This is a genomic window from Rhodococcus sp. LB1, from assembly GCF_001583455.1.
GTDB classification, from domain to species: Bacteria; Actinomycetota; Actinomycetes; order Mycobacteriales; family Mycobacteriaceae; genus Rhodococcus_F; species Rhodococcus_F opacus.
Map to the genome: position 1 here is coordinate 18,092 of NZ_LTCZ01000429.1, position 15,347 is coordinate 33,438.

The following is a 15,347-nucleotide window of genomic DNA, read 5'->3' on the forward strand; positions in this document are numbered from 1 at the left end:
AAAGAGGTCGCCACTCACACCCACGTATCCGAGGCATTCCGGCTCGGGCGGATACGAGGTGCAACCGCGCCTCGTATCTTGGGGAGTGGCGACCTCTCTCGGCTCGCCACCAGCTACTCGTGGTTCTGACGTGCCGGATCAGGCCTGCTCGGCAGCGACTCGCCCCGATTTCACCGCGGCGACCAGTGTTGCGTGATCGGCTTCGGTCTGATCGGCGTAGCTGACGGCATACCGTCCGATCACCTCGTCCAGTTCCGTGTCGCCGGCGAAGTAACCGGCGAGCACCCGCGGATCGAGCGAGCGGGTATGTGCACGCGCGAGCAGGGCGCCGGCGAGCCGGCCGTAGTCGTCGAGATGGTCTTGCTCCAGACCGGTTGGATCGATGTCCCCTTTGAGATTTCGGAACTGCCGCACGATGTAAGGGAGGCCGTCGATCGTCGTCCAGCCCAGCAGGATGTCCGATTCCGCCTGCACCAGCCGGGCGCCGTGCACTATCCGCTTGCCCTCGTGTTTCGGCTCGTCGACCGGTAGGAACGCCGACAGTGCGGACGGCCGGGCCTGTTTCAGCTGAAGCACGAGCACCTCGTCCCGATTTCCGTGCAGCAGGGCGATATAGCTGCGCAGACCCACGCTGCCGGTTCCGACGATCCGGAACGCGACGTCGGACACGGCGAATCGGGTGATCAGGTTCCTGCGAGACTCGCGCAGTGACTCGACATAGAGTTCCAGACCATCGGTCACGGCATCGGCGGTTGCGCGGTCGACGTGGGTGAGGACCGGCGGGTCGTCGATGAACCGTCGCCGGCGGATCCCGGTCTCGTGATCCTCGAGGTGGGCGGTCCACTTCGCCGCCACCTTCTCGCTGGTATTGCGTCGCGCTTTCTGCGCGGCCTTGTCGAAGTCGTCGAGCAGAGCGTCGGCCTTGGCCCGCTCGAGCACCGACTTGTCCGGCAGCGCATTCCAGGACTGAAGGAATGGCAGTTCGGCGAGATCGCGGATGGTGCGCCGATACGATTTGACGGCATCTTCGGCGGCCTCGATGCAACCGTTCTCGGACACACCGCCTTCGCGTCCGGCGAGGACCAGGCTCGCGGCGAGGCGTTTGAGATCCCATTCCCACGGACCTGGGACGGTCTCGTCGAAATCGTTGATGTCCATGACGATTTGACCGTCGGGTGTCCCGTACAGGCCGAAGTTGGCCGCATGGGCGTCGCCGCACAGCTGCGCTGTCAATCCGGTGACCGGAGAGGTGGCGAGGTCGGCCGCCATCAGGCCGGCGGCGCCGCGGAAGAACGCGAACGGGGAGGCGATCATCCGGCCGATTCGCAGCGGAATCAGATTCGCCAGCCTTCCCTGGTTACTGGCCTCGACGAAATCGAGCACATCCGGCCGTCCAGCGCCGACCGCGGCGCTCTCGTGCGCACTCGACGGCACGGTGGCCTGCAACGCGTCGCCACGCGCGAAGACGTCGTCCGCCTCGATCTGGGTTCGCAGGTCGACGGTTCGCGCTCGATTCTTCGTCACGTCGGCGACACTATCCCAGCCTTTTGTGTGCGCGTCGGTGCCGACCTCCTGACTGCACCCTTAACGAGCGCGTCGAGCGGTCCTGGAGTGGAACGAACAGACGCTTCCGCTCGACCACCGCGAAGCCCAGTGAGGTTGCAGATGGCGGCGCACCCGTCCAGGGAGGTTGTAATCCCAGGCCCTCGCGGCTATCCCCTCGTCGGTGTCATCCCATCGCTCGCGCGCGACCCCTTCGGCTACCTGGTTGGCGCTGCACGCGACTATGGCGGGCTGGTACGCCTGAGGTTGGGCCCTGCCACCGTGTACCTCGTCAGCGATCCTGCGTGTGTCCGGCACATGTTGGTGGACAATCACGCCAACTACTGGAAAGGACCAATTCTTCGCGGGGTCGAACTGATCATCGGCGACGGGCTGTTCGGCAGCGACGGACAGTTGTGGCAACAGCAGCGGCGCGTGATGTCGCCGGCCTTCCACCGTCGGCGTTTGACCGAGATGGTCGGGGTCATGACCGAAGTCGTCGAAGCGGCGACAGTCCGCTGGAACGATCGGATCGCCCGAAAGGCGCCAGTCGACTTACTCGAGGAAATGGTGCCGATCAACATCGAGATCGTCTTGCGCACGCTGTTCGGCACAAGCATCGACCATTGCGAGATCGGAAAGCTCCGCGCCGCGTCCGACATCATCTTTCACCACTCCGAGAAGCTGGTCTTCAGCTACTTCCTCCCCATGTGCATACCGAGGCCCGGCCACCGGCGCTTCCTTGCCGCATTGTCAGTCGTCGACGAGGCCGTGGAGAGGATCGTCGCGGAGCGCCGCAGAGACCCGGCCGACCGCGGGGACCTACTGTCGATGCTGCTGCTTGCCCGAGACGAAGGCACCCGAACGGCTATGGGCGACCGGCAGGTGCGTGACGAGGTGATGAGCATCCTGATGACGGGGTACGAGTCGACCGCCGCAGCGCTCGGTTGGACGTGGTACCTGCTGTCCCAGCACCCCGACGCGGACGCGCGGTTGCAGACCGAGCTGGACTCCGTGCTGGGGGGTCGTGTTCCGTCGTTGCAGGATCTGCCACGGCTGATCTACACGCGCCAGGTAATCAGCGAATCCTTGCGGCTGTATCCACCCTTTCCGACGTTCTTCCGCACGTCCTACGGCAGCGACCACCTCGGTCCGCACAACCTGCCGCCGGGGGCAGCACTCATCATCAGCCCGTATGTCACCCATCGGCTGACGGAACACTGGTCCAACCCGAGAACTTCGACCCCACGCGGTTCGATCCCGACCGCACCGCCGAGCGGCCGAACGAAGCCTACTATCCGTTCGGCCTCGGCCAGCGCCTGTGCATCGGTGCGAACCTGTCGTTGCTGGAGCAGCAGGTCGTTGTCGCAACCGTCGCCCAGCGGTTCGACCGCGAGCTCGTGTCCGGCTACGTGCTCGAGCCCAATTACGACATCGCCTTACGGCCCCGCGACGGTGTGCCCATGATGCTCACTCCGCGCTAGGTGGAGTGCCTTCCATGCTGCCGGATCGCCTGGACGGGTCGCCGTCGTCGCCACACGACATTGTGGCGGCGGAGTGGTTATGCTTCGGTTTCCGGTGGTCGGCAGCATCCGGCGCCGGAGACACGTTCCGGCGGCATGCCGTGCCGCCGGGCCTTCCTTAACGGAGGAACGCCATGTCCGCTGAATCCGTCGCCGCCACGCCCGAGTCCGCCGGCGGCCACATCCGATTGACCTCACACAGCGGCGGTGTCGGGGCCCTGCCGATCCACTGGGGGGCGCCCACGGCGTCCGAGCGCGGGCCGGTGGTCGGCACCACCACCAACCGCGCCCACCGCAACGTGATCGGAACGCACAGCGGCTCGTACAGCATCTACCGGGCGCTGGCGGTGGCGTCGGGCGCGCTGTCGCGCCATCACAAGGCCGACCTCACCGATACCGCGCCCACGAACATCATCGGCCCGTACCCGCAGTGGAGCGAGCCCGGCAAGATCGTGAGCCTGGACCCGTGGGGTGCCACGGTGGCCGAAGTCTTCGCCGCCGAATTGGCGGCCGGTCACGACATTCGCCCCAGCATCGCTGTTACCAAGGCGCACGTGATCCTGCCGGAGGTCATGGAGGCCATCCAGAAGGGTCGCCTGCACCCGGACGGCCGCTTCCTCCTGCCCAGCGGTGCTGCGCTGGTCACCAAGGCGGCCATCGAGCCCGTCTGGCACCTGCCGGGTGTGGCGGAGCGCTTTCACTGCAGCGAGACGGATCTGCGTCGCGTGCTGTTCGAGGAGACCGGCGGCATGTACCCCGAACTGGTGACGCGCTCGGACCTCGAGGTGTTCCTGCCCCCGATCGGGGGTCAGACCGTGTACATCTTCGGCGACGCTCGTGACCTTGCCGATCCTGGCGTGGAGCTGACCGCACGCGTACACGACGAGTGCAACGGCTCGGACGTCTTCGGCTCCGACATCTGTACCTGCCGCCCGTACCTCACGCACGCGATCGAGGAGTGCATCCAGGGTGCGCAGCGCGGTGGCGTGGGCTTGGTGGCGTACTCCCGCAAGGAGGGCCGTGCGCTCGGCGAGGTGACCAAGTTCCTGGTCTACAACGCGCGCAAGCGCCAGGTGGGCGGCGACACGGCCGATCAGTACTTCGCCCGCACCGAATGCGTGGCCGGCGTGCAGGACATGCGCTTCCAGGAAATGATGCCCGACGTGCTGCACTGGCTGGGCGTCAGAAAGATCCACCGCCTGGTCTCCATGAGCAACATGAAGTACGACGCCATCACCGGCTCGGGTATCGAGGTCGTGGAGCGGGTGGACCTCCCCGCGGATCTGATCCCGGCCGACGCGCGAGTGGAGATCGACGCCAAGATGGCGGCCGGTTACTTCACCCCGGGCGCGGTGCCGGACGCTGACGAATTGGCGAAGGTCAAGGGCCGGGAGCTGGACGGATGAGCGTGATCGGCGTCGGTCCTGCCCTGGACACCGGGCGGGCCGAGGGCGCGGCCGCGGCTCTGCGCACCACGTCGGCCGTGCGGGAGCGCGCGCGACAGCTGCTGTCCCGTGCACGCGAGGGCGATTCACTCTGGTTCGACATCGACGACGACGCGTTGCAGACGGCCGCTGCCGAGGTCTCCGACGTCACGCGTGCCCGCTATCCGAACCTGAAGATCCCGTACCACAGCCGCTGGCGCCATTTCGAAGCCGGCGGCGTGGACCGCAAGGCCGAGCTGGATGCACGGCTGACCGCGCTGGATGCACCGGGCCGCGCCCGCGCCATGATCGACGTGGCCGTGGTCAGCGTGCTGCTCGATGCGGGAGCCGGTCCCGACTGGCACTACCACGAGGTTGCCGGCGGGCAGCGCTTCGCCCGTTCCGAGGGGCTGGGCGTCGCGAGCTGGCACGCGTTCCTGGGCGGCCTGTTCTCGAGCGACGCGGCGCACCCGCTGCAGGTCGATGCGGCCGGACTGCGCGGTCTGGACACGGACCGGCTGGCCGAGATGTTCCAGGCAGGCCCGTCCAATCCGCTGGTAGGCCTCGAAGGTCGCGTGCTGCTGCTGCGACGGCTGGGCGAGGCGCTCGCCGCACAGCCCGAGGTGTTCGGTCCGCAGGGCCGGCCGGGTGGCCTGTTCGACCTTCTGGTCGCCCCGCAGGGTGCGGCCCCGGCGACGGTCGCGGCCCACGACATCCTGTCGCAGCTCCTGACGTCGCTGTCGGGCATCTGGCCGGCGGGCAACGCCATCGGCGCCGAGCCGTTGGGCGACTGCTGGCGCCACGACGCGGTGGCCGGTCCGGGCCTGACCCAGGGCTGGATGCCGTTTCACAAACTGTCGCAGTGGCTGAGCTATTCGTTGCTCGAGCCCTTCCAGTGGGCCGGTGTCGAGGTGGTCGGGTTGGACGAGCTGACCGGCCTGCCCGAATACCGGAACGGCGGTCTGCTTCTCGACACCGGCGTGCTCCGCCTGCACGATCCGGCGTGGGCTGCGCAAAGCTGGACGGCGGGAGACGAATTGGTGGTCGAGTGGCGCGCGTTGACGGTAGCGCTCCTGGACGAGCTGGCCCCGCTGGTGCGCGCACGTCTGGGCGCGGATTCCCGAGCGATGCCGTTGGCCTGCGTCCTGGAGGGCGGCACCTGGGCGGCGGGCCGTGCGCTGGCACAGCGCTCGCGTGGTGGGCTGCCGCCACTGAACGTCGTCAGCGACGGCACGGTCTTCTAGAACGAAACGAGGACGAATACATGGGCACGGTACACGTGATCGACCACCCGCTGGTGCAGCACAAGCTCACGATGATGCGCCGCAAGGATGCCTCCACCAACAGCTTTCGACGATTGGCGAACGAGATCTCCGCGCTGATGACCTACGAGGTCCTCCGCGACATCCCGATGCAGGAGATCGACGTCGAGACACCGCTGGAATTCACGACCGGCAAGGTCATCGACGGCAAGAAGCTGGTCTTCGTCTCCATCCTGCGCGCGGGCACCGGCATCCTGGACGGCATGCTGACAATTGTGCCGGGTGCGCGCGTCGGTCATATCGGTCTCTACCGCGATCCCAAAACCCTCGGAGCCGTGGAGTACTACTTCAAGATGCCCGGCGATCTGCAGGAGCGCGACGTGGTGGTGATCGACCCGATGCTGGCCACCGGCAACTCCGCCGTGGCGGCGGTGGAGCGGCTGAAGGAATGCGGTCCCAAATCCATCAAGTTCGTCTGCCTGCTGACCTGCCCCGAAGGCGTTGCCGCCCTGCACAAGGCGCACCCCGACGTCCCGATCTACACCGCCGCCGTCGACCGCCAACTCGACGAGCACGGCTACATTCTGCCCGGAATCGGGGACGCCGGCGACCGCCTCTTCGGCACCAAGTAGTAGACGCGGTCGTCACGGGGCGGTGGTTTCCGGCGCCTCGAGTTCGGTGCCCGGTTGCGTGGGGAACCGCAGCGCGAGTGCTGTCTTGATTTCGATGTGACGCAACAGGAAGGCGCGCTCGTCGAGCCGCTTGCGCCGCAGCCAGCCGGTGACTTCGTCGTTGCATTTACTGGCGTTGCACGAGCCGCAGGCCGGGGCGATGTTGTCGAGGGTATAACGCCCGCCGCGGGACAGTGCCTGCACGCAGTCGCGTTGCAGTGGCTTGTCGGTCGCGCCGCAGTACGCGCAGCCGCCCCACGCCTCGGTGAGTGCACTCCACTGCTCGGCGGTGAGATCGTGCTCGACACTCTCCATCCGACGCTTGCGTTTACGGGCGCCCCTGGCCCTGCGACTCCGGTTGACCGCCATCGCCCCAGCGTAGGACGCGGGACGGGGCAGCCGGCGACAGGGGCACGCTCTGCTCGAAGTTGAACACGTTCTCCGGGTCGTAGGTGGCCTTCACCTCGCGCAGTCGCTCGCGGTGGGAGCCGTAGTACTCACGTTCCCAGTCCGCCGCCGCGGCGTTGGGCACGTTGACGTAGGCGCCGTCACCGTAGGGGCGCAACGCGCGCCAGAAGTCGGCCGCCCAGCCCAGTGCCGTCGAGTTCAGGGCGGGGTCGTTCCAGGCGGCACCCGGCTCGCAGTAGAACAACGCGTCGCGGTGCGGGAACGCGGATCCGCCGGGCGGCGCATGCCGGACGGCCCCGCCGAAGCTCGTGCAGAAGAAATTGCTCGGCGGGCTGGGCGTGTTGCCCATGTAGTGGACGATCAGATCGATCGCGTCGTCGGGGAACGGCTGGGTGACGAACTGCGAGTAGAACTTCCAGAGGGCGACGTCATCCGGCCCCCTGTCGACTTCGCCGTACACGGTCGGCCAGGCGTCCTCCGTCACAGTCACGTCGGGGTCGCCGATCGTCAGCAGCGGGCGCAGTTGGTCCTCGAGTTCTCGCCATGAACCGCCGTACAGCAGCGCAGACAGCTCGACTGCGGTCGAATCCACCTCGAGCGCGCTGGTCAGCCGCTCGTCGGCGACCGGCGCGTCGCGCTGCCACGCGCGAAGTAGGGCGCCCAGCTCGCCGTGACCGGTCCACCTCGCGACCAGGAATGTGACGTTCGAGAGCTCGTGCAGCCTCAACGTGTAGGACGTCGCAATCCCGAAGTTGCCGCCGCCTCCACCACGGCACGCCCACAGCAGGTCGGAGTTGCTGTGCTCGGTCGCCTCCACGACCTTCGCAGAGCGCGAGCCGTCGGCTACCACGACCTCCGCTGCGAGTAGGTTGTCGCAGGCCAAACCCATGCTTCGGGTCAGTAGCCCGAAGCCACCCCCGAGAATCACCCCACCGAGACCGACGCCGCCCTCCGAGCCGGTCGGAACGACGAAGCCGCGTTGCCCGAGCGCCGCGACCGTCTCCTTCTGCGTCAGCCCCGTCCCGACCGTCGCCGTGCGCGCCGTTTCGTCGATCACGATGCTCTTCATCCGACTGACGTCCACGACCAGCCCGCCGTCGATCGACGACCAGCCCTCGAGGCTGTGGCGACCGCTGCGGGCACGCAGGGCGATGCCCTCCGTGCGTGCCCAGCGGACCGCGTTGACCACGTCCTGTGTGTCGCAGCAGAACACGATGGCTTCGGGGTAGCGGGAATACAGGCGGTTCCAGCCGACCCGCGCCGCCTCGTAACCTGAGTCGCCCGCACGCACCACGTCTCCCGTGAGCATGGTGGTCGCGGCAATCAGGGGCTTCACCTCTCGGTCAGTGTGAGAAGACATCGGCGTCTCCTGGCTCGGTGTCCAGTACCTCGCGTTTGAATATCAACAGGTAGCCGAAGTACAACCCGCCCGCGAGGAGCAAGCCGACCGCAATGAGGATCGAGGTCACAGCTGTCGAGGGCGAGACGATCACGAACAACACGACAGCCGACCACACGAGCGCGCTGATCGCGACCGGCAACTCGAAGCGCCCGAGATCGAACGCACCCGCCTTCCGATCCAGTCGTCCCCGCACCGCCAGATAGAGGACGATTATCGCGCCGTAGAGGACTGCCGAGATGACCGTCCCTACCGTGAGCAACTCCAGCAGGGCGCCACCCGGCAGCACGGCCATGAGGACGACCCCCACGACGACGATCAGGATGGTCGCCGGAATGGGTGTCTGCGTGCGCGGATTGACCCGACGCATCAGCCGGTAAGCAGGGAAACGTGCGTCGCGCGACATCGCGAACACCATCCGCGAGCAGGTGGCCAGGGTCACCATCCCGGCGCCGAAGAATGCGAACGCGATCGCGACCAGCAGCGACCTCTCCATCACCGGACCCAGCTGATCGCGCAGGATCGCCGCCACCGGCGTGTCACTGTCGCTCACCCGGGGGATATCTTTGATCGCTATCGTGAGCGCGATCAGGAACACCAGTCCCAGCACGGCCGCCGCCACGACCGATCCCACGATCGCGCGCGGGACGCTGCGAAACGGATCCTTGGCCTCCTCAGCCATATTCGCCGCGGAGTCGAAGCCGACGAGTGTGGCGAGCCCCATGATCATCGCAGCCATCAACCCGCCGCCGACAGCGAAATAGTTGGGGGCGCCCTCGGTGATACCGCGCGAGGTCAGATTACCGACTGAGCCCTCGCCCGAGATTGCGACAGCGACGAAGAGCCCGATTGCCAGCACCACCACGATCACCAGTTCGAGCCCCACCGCGCCCGACGTGATCAAGCCGACGAGGCGCGTGGAGAACACGACGAGCACCGCCTGAACGAGGACCACGACGAGCGTGATCATGCGCGCCGTGCCCTCGTCCGGCTGCATGCCGAACAGTGGCATGAGGGCGCTGCTTGCCATCGCATTGTCGACCGTCACCACGCCGAGCGCCAGGTAACAGAAGGTCAGCCAACCGAACAACCAGCCGACTTTCGGGTTGGCCAGCCGTGAGGCCCATTGGTAGGAGGAGCCGCTGAGTGGGATGCGGGCCGCGAACTGGGCGATCACCAGCGCAACGAGGGTCTGCCCCAACGCCACGATGACCCAGAGCCAGATCCCCACCGGCCCCGCGTCTCGAAGCACGTCGTCGTAGGTGCCGAAGATCCCGACCGCCACCGAGATGAACGCGAACGAGACAGCGAACACCTGAAAGGAGCCCAGAGTTCGCTTCAGCTCCGGTTTGTAGCCGCAGTCTTCACATTCTTGATCGGCGCTCTGTGCGCCCATCACGTTTTCTGCCGTCATCTCGGTCGCCTCACGTTCACTCGGGAACTGCGGAGAAGTCGATTCGCTTGAAACGACCCGTCACAACGAGACCCGTTCCACGATCAGAGCGAGACCGGTCTGTTTCATCCTCCACCTCATGGATTCGGATGTCATCGATGGTTCGTCTCTCTAAATACTCCGCGATGCGGAAGGCACACGTCATCGCACACGTCTCGGCCGCCGGCGCGAATGGCACCGGCGGCCGTGAGACTCTGCTGGCGACCGAGAGTGAGTCGGCCTCGAACGTATGTCACATCCAGGGCATGTCCGGATCGAGCGAGTGGGAGATCACTCCGTCGTCGGGCTCGAGTGGGTAGTTGACCTGGTGGATGGTGGCGGCCTGCTGGGAGTTCACGGAAGCGGCGGCGGGTCCGTAGAGGGATGTGCCGCCGGGCTCGACCAGGGTGGTGCCGGGCTCGACGAGGGTCACCTGCGGGGGGACGTCCTCGTCGGGGGCGTCGCAGGAGACCATGGGCCATGCATTTGCGCAGCCGATACGGTCCCTGACGTCGACCTTGTAGGGGGAGAGTCCGGACTCGGGGGAGACGACTTGCGGGAACGTCGACTGCGCGGGTGCGGCGACGGCAGTCGCGCTCTGGGCCATGAACATTCCCAGTCCGAGGGCGGCGCCCGTTGCGGCTGCTGCTGCGATGCGTGTCTTCGTCGAGTTCATTGCGTTGCTCCTGAGTGTGGTGTGTGAATTTCCGCGTCCCTTGTGGACGAACACCAGTCTTCGCCGGAACAGGGGGCCGGCACCGCCCCCTGAAGGGGTGGTCGGTCATCCATCCAGGGGTGGATTTCTGCACCCCGGGGTGTGTTCCGAATGCATGACTGCCGTGGATGGGGAGGTCAGAGATAGAGGTCGACGAGGGTACTGATCACCGACCAGTGCGTGGTTCGGGCCCGCACGGTTCTCAACTCGGGGTAGACGGTGCGGAAGGTGCGCGCGAGGGCGACGCTGAGTCCGCCGGTGATGTCGGTGAGCCCCGATCGAGTTTCGGTTGCGAGGATGCCGTCGAGGGGCGGGTAGTCGGACAGTCGCTCGACGATGGGGTCTACCCGGAGGCCGGGGCCGAGCTCGCGGAACAATCCGATGTTCTCCTGTAACCCTCTGGTGATCGGCAGGTCGGTGGGTTCGACGATGTGCCGATGCTGGGCCGCCGCGCTCTCCTGTGCGACGAGGATCAGGTCGTAGAGTTTCGCGGTGACGACGTCGTCGAACCGGTGAAAGTCGTCTCTGACGACGCCGAGGCTGGCGACGTCCCGGAAGATGTCCGCGAACTGGTCGAACGTCATCAACGTCCCGTGGCTTCCGGCCTCCGCACGTTTCATGAGGTGATCATCCCCCGGGATGCGGTCACAATTCCGACGAACCGCGCGCACAGGGCGCTCGGTCGGGGACGGCGGTCGAGACGGGGGTGGGGCGAGCACCGAAAGGTGGATTCGAATCGAGATGACCATCACCGCGCCGCTCGTCGTCGCCGCGCACTGACCGCGGGCCGGACCATGGATTCGCAGTTCGAGTCCGCAACGGAGCCATGGTGGCGTCCTCGTGGTCGCTGCATCGCGTGTTGGCTGAAGCAACGCTAGGTACGGCCGATGCGCTGCGCGGCCTCGCGCAGGTGCAGGCACACTTCGTCGATCGCCTGCTTCGTCTGCGCGAACGCGCCGATCTCGGTGACGAAGCCGTGGAAGACGCCGGTATACCTGGTCAGCGAGACGGGGACGCCGTCGCGCTGCAGCCGTGCCGCGTACGCCTCGGCGTCGTCGCGGATCGGGTCGACCTCCGCGGTCAGGATCAGGGCCGACGGCAGGCCGCGCAGCGACTCGGCTCGCATGGGTGCCGCGAGGTGGTCGTCCGCTCGGTGTCCTGGGCCGACGTATTGGTCCCAGAACCAGCGCGCGTCCGCAGTGCTCAACAGCGGTGCATCGGCGAATTCCGACCACGAGGGAGTGGTGAACGTCCCGTCGACGGCGGGGTACGCGAGCACTTGGGTCACGGGAAGGGGGGCGTGCCCGCCGCGTCGGTGCAGGCAGAGGGCGGCGGCGAGATTGCCGCCGGCGGAGTCGCCCCCGATCGCGATGCGTCCCGGATCGATGCCGAGTTCCGGTGCTGTCCGGGTAAGCCACGCATAGGCGTCGAGGCAGTCTTCCAGCGCTGCCGGATAAGGGTTTTCGGGAGCCAAGCGGTAGTCCAGGGACACGACCGTCCATCCGGATCCGGCGGCGATCGCGCGGCACAGCTCGTCGGCTCCGTCCAGGGTTCCGAGGACGAAACCTCCGCCATGCAGATAGACGATGGCGGGACTGTTGCAGTCACGGCCGGCACCGTCTGCGCGGTACAGGCGAGCCCGGATCGAACCCGCACGGGTCGGCACGGTCAATTGTTCGACATGGTCCAGCGGCGTGATCGACTCGGCGGGTGATGCCGTGTTCAGGAGCGCTCGGGCCTGCTCAGGTCCCAGCTCACGAATGGGTTTCTGCAGCACGTGGGTGATCATCCGGGCCACGGCCTGGGCCTGGTCGTCGAGCAGATTCCACCAGGCGGGAGCGTCGTCGTTCATTTCGGAACCTCGCAGTCGTTGACAAGAAGTGATCTGTACCTCAATATCATAGTCACGTGATCCAGTCATTTGACTATAAGTTCGCGTTTCATATGGGATCCGCTGCTGACGGGTGTACCGCGCACACGATCTCGTCGAATCGAAAGGACAGAAGGATGACCGAAACGACGATCGGCCACGCGACACGCGGGGCTGACGTGGTCGACGGGGTCGACATTCGGATCGAGGACGATGCGAGTCCGATCGTCCGGCTGATCGGCCGGACCATTGCCGATTCCGTCCGCGCGAACGGTGCGGACTCCGTCGTGGCGGCGGTGGCAGGCACTGTGGCCGTCCGCTCCCACGACACCCCGCAGGCTGCGACGATCAGCATCTCCGACGGTGTCGTCGCAGTATCGAGCGGTGTGTTCGTCGAGCCCGACCTCGCGTTGACCGTCGACTTGAACGGCCGGTTCGCCCTGGTCGGTGAGCCTGTTGTCGCAGGCGACGACGATCTCGCTGCCGCGGCGCTGGCACTGCTGGCGCCGCCGCTGCCGGACTGGAAGGTCGCCGCGGATTCGTTCTGGGCCGCGGCCCGGTCGGTGCCGGGGATCCCCGACATGCTCGTCGCGATCACGGAGGGCCCCGAGGGGCTGGATCAGCACGTCGTCGGCGAGGGCGAGACCCACTATGTGATCGCCGGCCCGCCGGATCTGCTGGCCGGCATCTTCTCGGGCGCCGACGACCTGATCGCCGCCCTGTCCACCGGTCTGATCGGCGTGCGCGGCACGTTCTCTCAGCTGTCGGTGCTGGTCGCCGCATCCTGGAAGGTTCGTTACGATGTCTGAAACCACCTACACCGCAACAGAGCTCGAGACGCCGGTGCACACGATCCGGCTCGAGTCCACCAACCACGACGGCAGCTTCCTCGGCAAGAATCTGGCACCCAAGAAGTTCGCCGCGAGCGCGGGCTCGGGCTTCGCGATGGCGGATCTCCTGTTCGGCCTCGACCTGGGCAACGCCCCGACCTTCGGCTTCGCCTTCCCCGAGTGGCGTGGGCACGTGTCCGACGTGCAGTTCCGGCCTGACATGTCGACGCTGGTGCAGTGGGAGCCGGGTCTGCAGTCCGTGATCGGCGATTACTGGCAGGCCGACGGCAGCCCCATCGGGACCTGTCCGCGTAACCTCGCCCGAAAGCTGGTCGACCGACTCGCCACGCGCGGTTTCGCGGCAACCATTGCGGTCGAGATCGAGGCGACTCTGTTCCAGGAGTCCATCCACGAGGCCCGGGAAAAGGGATATCGCGACCTGACCCCACTCGGCGGTTCAGCCGGAACCGCGTACCACCTCGCGAAGTCGAAGGACTGGATCGACTACATGTCGGCGGTCGCCCGTCGCCTCGACGAGATCGGCATCGAGTGGGAAGCGTGGAGCGACGAGGACGCGGCGGGTCAGGTCGAACTCAACCTGGTTCCCGGAGACCCGATCTCGGTCTGCGACAACTGGGCTCGTGCCCGGCAGGTGATGCGCGAGGTGGCCTTCGAGCGCGGTCACACCGTCACCTTCATGGCCAAGCCGACCGCGGGCTACGGCCAGGCCTCGCACGTCAACCTGTCTCTGCAGCGCGACGGGGTCAACGCGTTCTACGCCGAGGACGGGCCGTCGCCCACGATGCGGCACGCGGTCGGCGGGCTGCTCGCGACCATGAGCGGGGCGGCATCGGTCATGCTCCCGCAGATCACCTCGTACCGCCGCCTGGTCGACTTGAGCGGCCCGCCGACGACGATCACCTGGGGCATCGCCAACAAGAGCACTGCGGTGCGGGCAGTGTGCGGTCACCCGGCGTACTCCCGCCTCGAATACCGCGTTCCCGGCGCCGACGCGAACCTGTACCTCGCGGTCGCGGCCATTCTCGCCGGTGTGATCGCCGGCCTCGACGGCGAAATCGAGCCACCCGAGCCGGTCAGCGACCTGGCGTGGTGTGTGCCCGACCTCGAGCGGCTGCCGAACACCATCACCAAGGCGGCCGCCGCGCTGGAGACCGACCTGATCCTGCGCGAGCAGCTCGGCGACGAGTTCGTCGACTACTGGGTCGGTACCCGGCGCTGGGAGTGGATGCAGTTCCACACCGCAGGCGGTGATCCGTTCGCCGAGCTTTCCGAATGGGAGTCGGCGCGATACTTCGAGTTCCCGTGAGCGCGGGGAACGCGACGCCGGGCACGATCCGGCCGATGATCGGCATCACCGGTCGACGGGTCCGGCTGGGGCTGATCGACGGGCTGGACAAACGCTACGGTCACCTGCTCGCTGACACTTTCATGTCCGACTTCTCGGACCGGATCGCCAGGGCCGGAGGGATTCCGGTGAACCTGCCCTACGATGCCGACCCGGAGGCACTCTGTCATTGGCTGGCGGGTGTGGTCATCACCGGAGGCCAGGATGTTCATCCCGCGTATTGGGGCGGCGATTTGTCGGTGGTCCGTGACATGGATCCACGGGATAATCCGATGGTCCACGACCCCGACCGGGACGAGTACGAGATCGCGCTAGTGCGTGCCGCACTCGCCAGACATATCCCGGTCCTCGGGGTGTGCCGGGGCCTACAGATCCTGAACGTCGCGCTCGGCGGCACCCTGATCCCGCATCTACCGCCCGGCTCCGTCGAGCACCTGTCGGCTTCGCCCCCGCTCACCGACGGCGCCGACGACCACAAGGTGACGTTCGAGCCCGGCTCGATCGCGGAAGGTCTGTTCGGTGCCGGCGCGGTGACCAACTCGTGGCACCACCAGGCGGTCGACCGCTGCGGGACCGGCCTGGTGGTCACGGGGCGCACGGCCGACGGCGTCGTCGAAGCGGTCGAGCTGCCGGGATCGCCGGTGCTCGGGGTCCAGTGGCATCCCGAGTGGATGGAGCGCGACGATCCGGCGCTGAGCTGGGTCGTCGCCGAGGGCAGTCGGCGGATCTGACCCACGAAAGACGATCGGCCGCCACCGAAAGGTGGCGGCCGACATCCACTTTCGTTTCAGCGTGGTATCACTCCACGCTTACCCAGGACACGAGCGAACGCAGGGTTTCCTCGGGCGAGGCCTTCGTGAGCTTGGCCGCAGGCTCGGCGGCATCGCCGAGGTTGGCGGCCATCC

At 66.9% G+C, this 15,347-nt stretch carries 13 protein-coding genes and 1 pseudogene; 7 read left to right on the plus strand and 7 right to left on the minus strand.

The features are described 5' to 3' along the window. Positions 1 to 138: 138 nt before the first annotated feature. Complete coding sequence (locus tag AZG88_RS44745) at positions 139 to 1,524, minus strand: DUF2252 domain-containing protein (RefSeq protein WP_061701292.1); 1,386 nt, start codon at positions 1,522 to 1,524, stop codon at positions 139 to 141. A 141-nt stretch (positions 1,525 to 1,665) separates the two neighbouring features. Here AZG88_RS44745 and AZG88_RS44750 point away from each other — a divergent pair. From AZG88_RS44750 to upp, 4 genes and pseudogenes are all read left to right on the plus strand, one after another. After that, positions 1,666 to 3,026 (plus strand): annotated as a pseudogene (locus tag AZG88_RS44750) (cytochrome P450). 173 nt (positions 3,027 to 3,199) lie between these two features. After that, positions 3,200 to 4,471, plus strand: coding sequence for a GTP cyclohydrolase II (locus AZG88_RS44755; protein ID WP_061041774.1), 1,272 nt, complete (start codon positions 3,200 to 3,202; stop codon positions 4,469 to 4,471). Beyond that, positions 4,468 to 5,733, plus strand: coding sequence for a URC4/urg3 family protein (locus AZG88_RS44760; protein ID WP_061041773.1), 1,266 nt, complete (start codon positions 4,468 to 4,470; stop codon positions 5,731 to 5,733). Before AZG88_RS44755 ends, AZG88_RS44760 begins: the two co-directional genes overlap by 4 nt. Positions 5,734 to 5,753: 20 nt before the next feature. Then, positions 5,754 to 6,383 (plus strand): uracil phosphoribosyltransferase, encoded by a 630-nt coding sequence (gene upp / locus AZG88_RS44765; RefSeq protein WP_005246597.1) that lies wholly within the window; start codon positions 5,754 to 5,756, stop codon positions 6,381 to 6,383. Positions 6,384 to 6,395: 12 nt separating this feature from the next. Here upp and AZG88_RS44770 read toward each other — a convergent pair whose 3' ends face one another. From AZG88_RS44770 to AZG88_RS44795, 6 genes are all read right to left on the minus strand, one after another. Then, positions 6,396 to 6,737 carry an HNH endonuclease gene (locus tag AZG88_RS44770; protein ID WP_005246596.1) on the minus strand — a complete coding sequence of 114 codons (342 nt, stop codon included), beginning with the start codon at positions 6,735 to 6,737 and terminating at the stop codon, positions 6,396 to 6,398. A 13-nt stretch (positions 6,738 to 6,750) separates the two neighbouring features. Beyond that, positions 6,751 to 8,190 (minus strand): FAD-binding oxidoreductase, encoded by a 1,440-nt coding sequence (locus AZG88_RS44775; protein ID WP_231914420.1) that lies wholly within the window; start codon positions 8,188 to 8,190, stop codon positions 6,751 to 6,753. After that, positions 8,174 to 9,643 (minus strand): APC family permease, encoded by a 1,470-nt coding sequence (locus tag AZG88_RS44780; RefSeq protein WP_005246592.1) that lies wholly within the window; start codon positions 9,641 to 9,643, stop codon positions 8,174 to 8,176. Before AZG88_RS44780 ends, AZG88_RS44775 begins: the two co-directional genes overlap by 17 nt. 271 nt (positions 9,644 to 9,914) lie before the next feature. Next, positions 9,915 to 10,337, minus strand: coding sequence for a hypothetical protein (locus AZG88_RS44785; RefSeq protein ID WP_005246587.1), 423 nt, complete (start codon positions 10,335 to 10,337; stop codon positions 9,915 to 9,917). A gap of 176 nt (positions 10,338 to 10,513) precedes the next feature. Next, positions 10,514 to 10,996, minus strand: coding sequence for a DUF1931 family protein (locus tag AZG88_RS44790; protein ID WP_061701294.1), 483 nt, complete (start codon positions 10,994 to 10,996; stop codon positions 10,514 to 10,516). Between the two features lie 254 nt (positions 10,997 to 11,250). Further along, positions 11,251 to 12,228, minus strand: coding sequence for an alpha/beta hydrolase (locus tag AZG88_RS44795; protein WP_025432632.1), 978 nt, complete (start codon positions 12,226 to 12,228; stop codon positions 11,251 to 11,253). 155 nt (positions 12,229 to 12,383) lie between these two features. On the opposite strand from AZG88_RS44795, the gene AZG88_RS44800 reads away from it, so the two are divergent. The 3 genes from AZG88_RS44800 to AZG88_RS44810 are packed head-to-tail and all read left to right on the plus strand — an operon-like array spanning position 12,384 to position 15,173. Next, a complete protein-coding gene (locus AZG88_RS44800; RefSeq protein ID WP_061701295.1) occupies positions 12,384 to 13,055 on the plus strand; it encodes a hypothetical protein in 672 nt (223 codons plus the stop codon). Further along, a complete protein-coding gene (locus AZG88_RS44805; RefSeq protein WP_061701296.1) occupies positions 13,048 to 14,403 on the plus strand; it encodes a glutamine synthetase family protein in 1,356 nt (451 codons plus the stop codon). Before AZG88_RS44800 ends, AZG88_RS44805 begins: the two co-directional genes overlap by 8 nt. Next, positions 14,400 to 15,173 (plus strand): gamma-glutamyl-gamma-aminobutyrate hydrolase family protein, encoded by a 774-nt coding sequence (locus AZG88_RS44810; RefSeq protein WP_061701297.1) that lies wholly within the window; start codon positions 14,400 to 14,402, stop codon positions 15,171 to 15,173. Before AZG88_RS44805 ends, AZG88_RS44810 begins: the two co-directional genes overlap by 4 nt. Positions 15,174 to 15,347 lie beyond the last annotated feature (174 nt).

What these genes read in the sequence shown, in the direction of transcription:
- AZG88_RS44770 (WP_005246596.1), bottom strand. Translation starts at nt 6,737, where the DNA reads ATGGAGAGTGTCGAGCACGATCTCACCGCCGAGCAGTGGAGTGCACTC.
- AZG88_RS44780 (WP_005246592.1), bottom strand. Translation starts at nt 9,643, where the DNA reads ATGACGGCAGAAAACGTGATGGGCGCACAGAGCGCCGATCAAGAATGT.
- AZG88_RS44795 (WP_025432632.1), bottom strand. Translation starts at nt 12,228, where the DNA reads ATGAACGACGACGCTCCCGCCTGGTGGAATCTGCTCGACGACCAGGCC.
- AZG88_RS44755 (WP_061041774.1), top strand. Translation starts at nt 3,200, where the DNA reads ATGTCCGCTGAATCCGTCGCCGCCACGCCCGAGTCCGCCGGCGGCCAC.
- AZG88_RS44775 (WP_231914420.1), bottom strand. Translation starts at nt 8,190, where the DNA reads ATGTCTTCTCACACTGACCGAGAGGTGAAGCCCCTGATTGCCGCGACC.
- AZG88_RS44790 (WP_061701294.1), bottom strand. Translation starts at nt 10,996, where the DNA reads ATGAAACGTGCGGAGGCCGGAAGCCACGGGACGTTGATGACGTTCGAC.
- AZG88_RS44760 (WP_061041773.1), top strand. Translation starts at nt 4,468, where the DNA reads ATGAGCGTGATCGGCGTCGGTCCTGCCCTGGACACCGGGCGGGCCGAG.
- AZG88_RS44805 (WP_061701296.1), top strand. Translation starts at nt 13,048, where the DNA reads ATGTCTGAAACCACCTACACCGCAACAGAGCTCGAGACGCCGGTGCAC.
- upp (WP_005246597.1), top strand. Translation starts at nt 5,754, where the DNA reads ATGGGCACGGTACACGTGATCGACCACCCGCTGGTGCAGCACAAGCTC.
- AZG88_RS44800 (WP_061701295.1), top strand. Translation starts at nt 12,384, where the DNA reads ATGACCGAAACGACGATCGGCCACGCGACACGCGGGGCTGACGTGGTC.
- AZG88_RS44785 (WP_005246587.1), bottom strand. Translation starts at nt 10,337, where the DNA reads ATGAACTCGACGAAGACACGCATCGCAGCAGCAGCCGCAACGGGCGCC.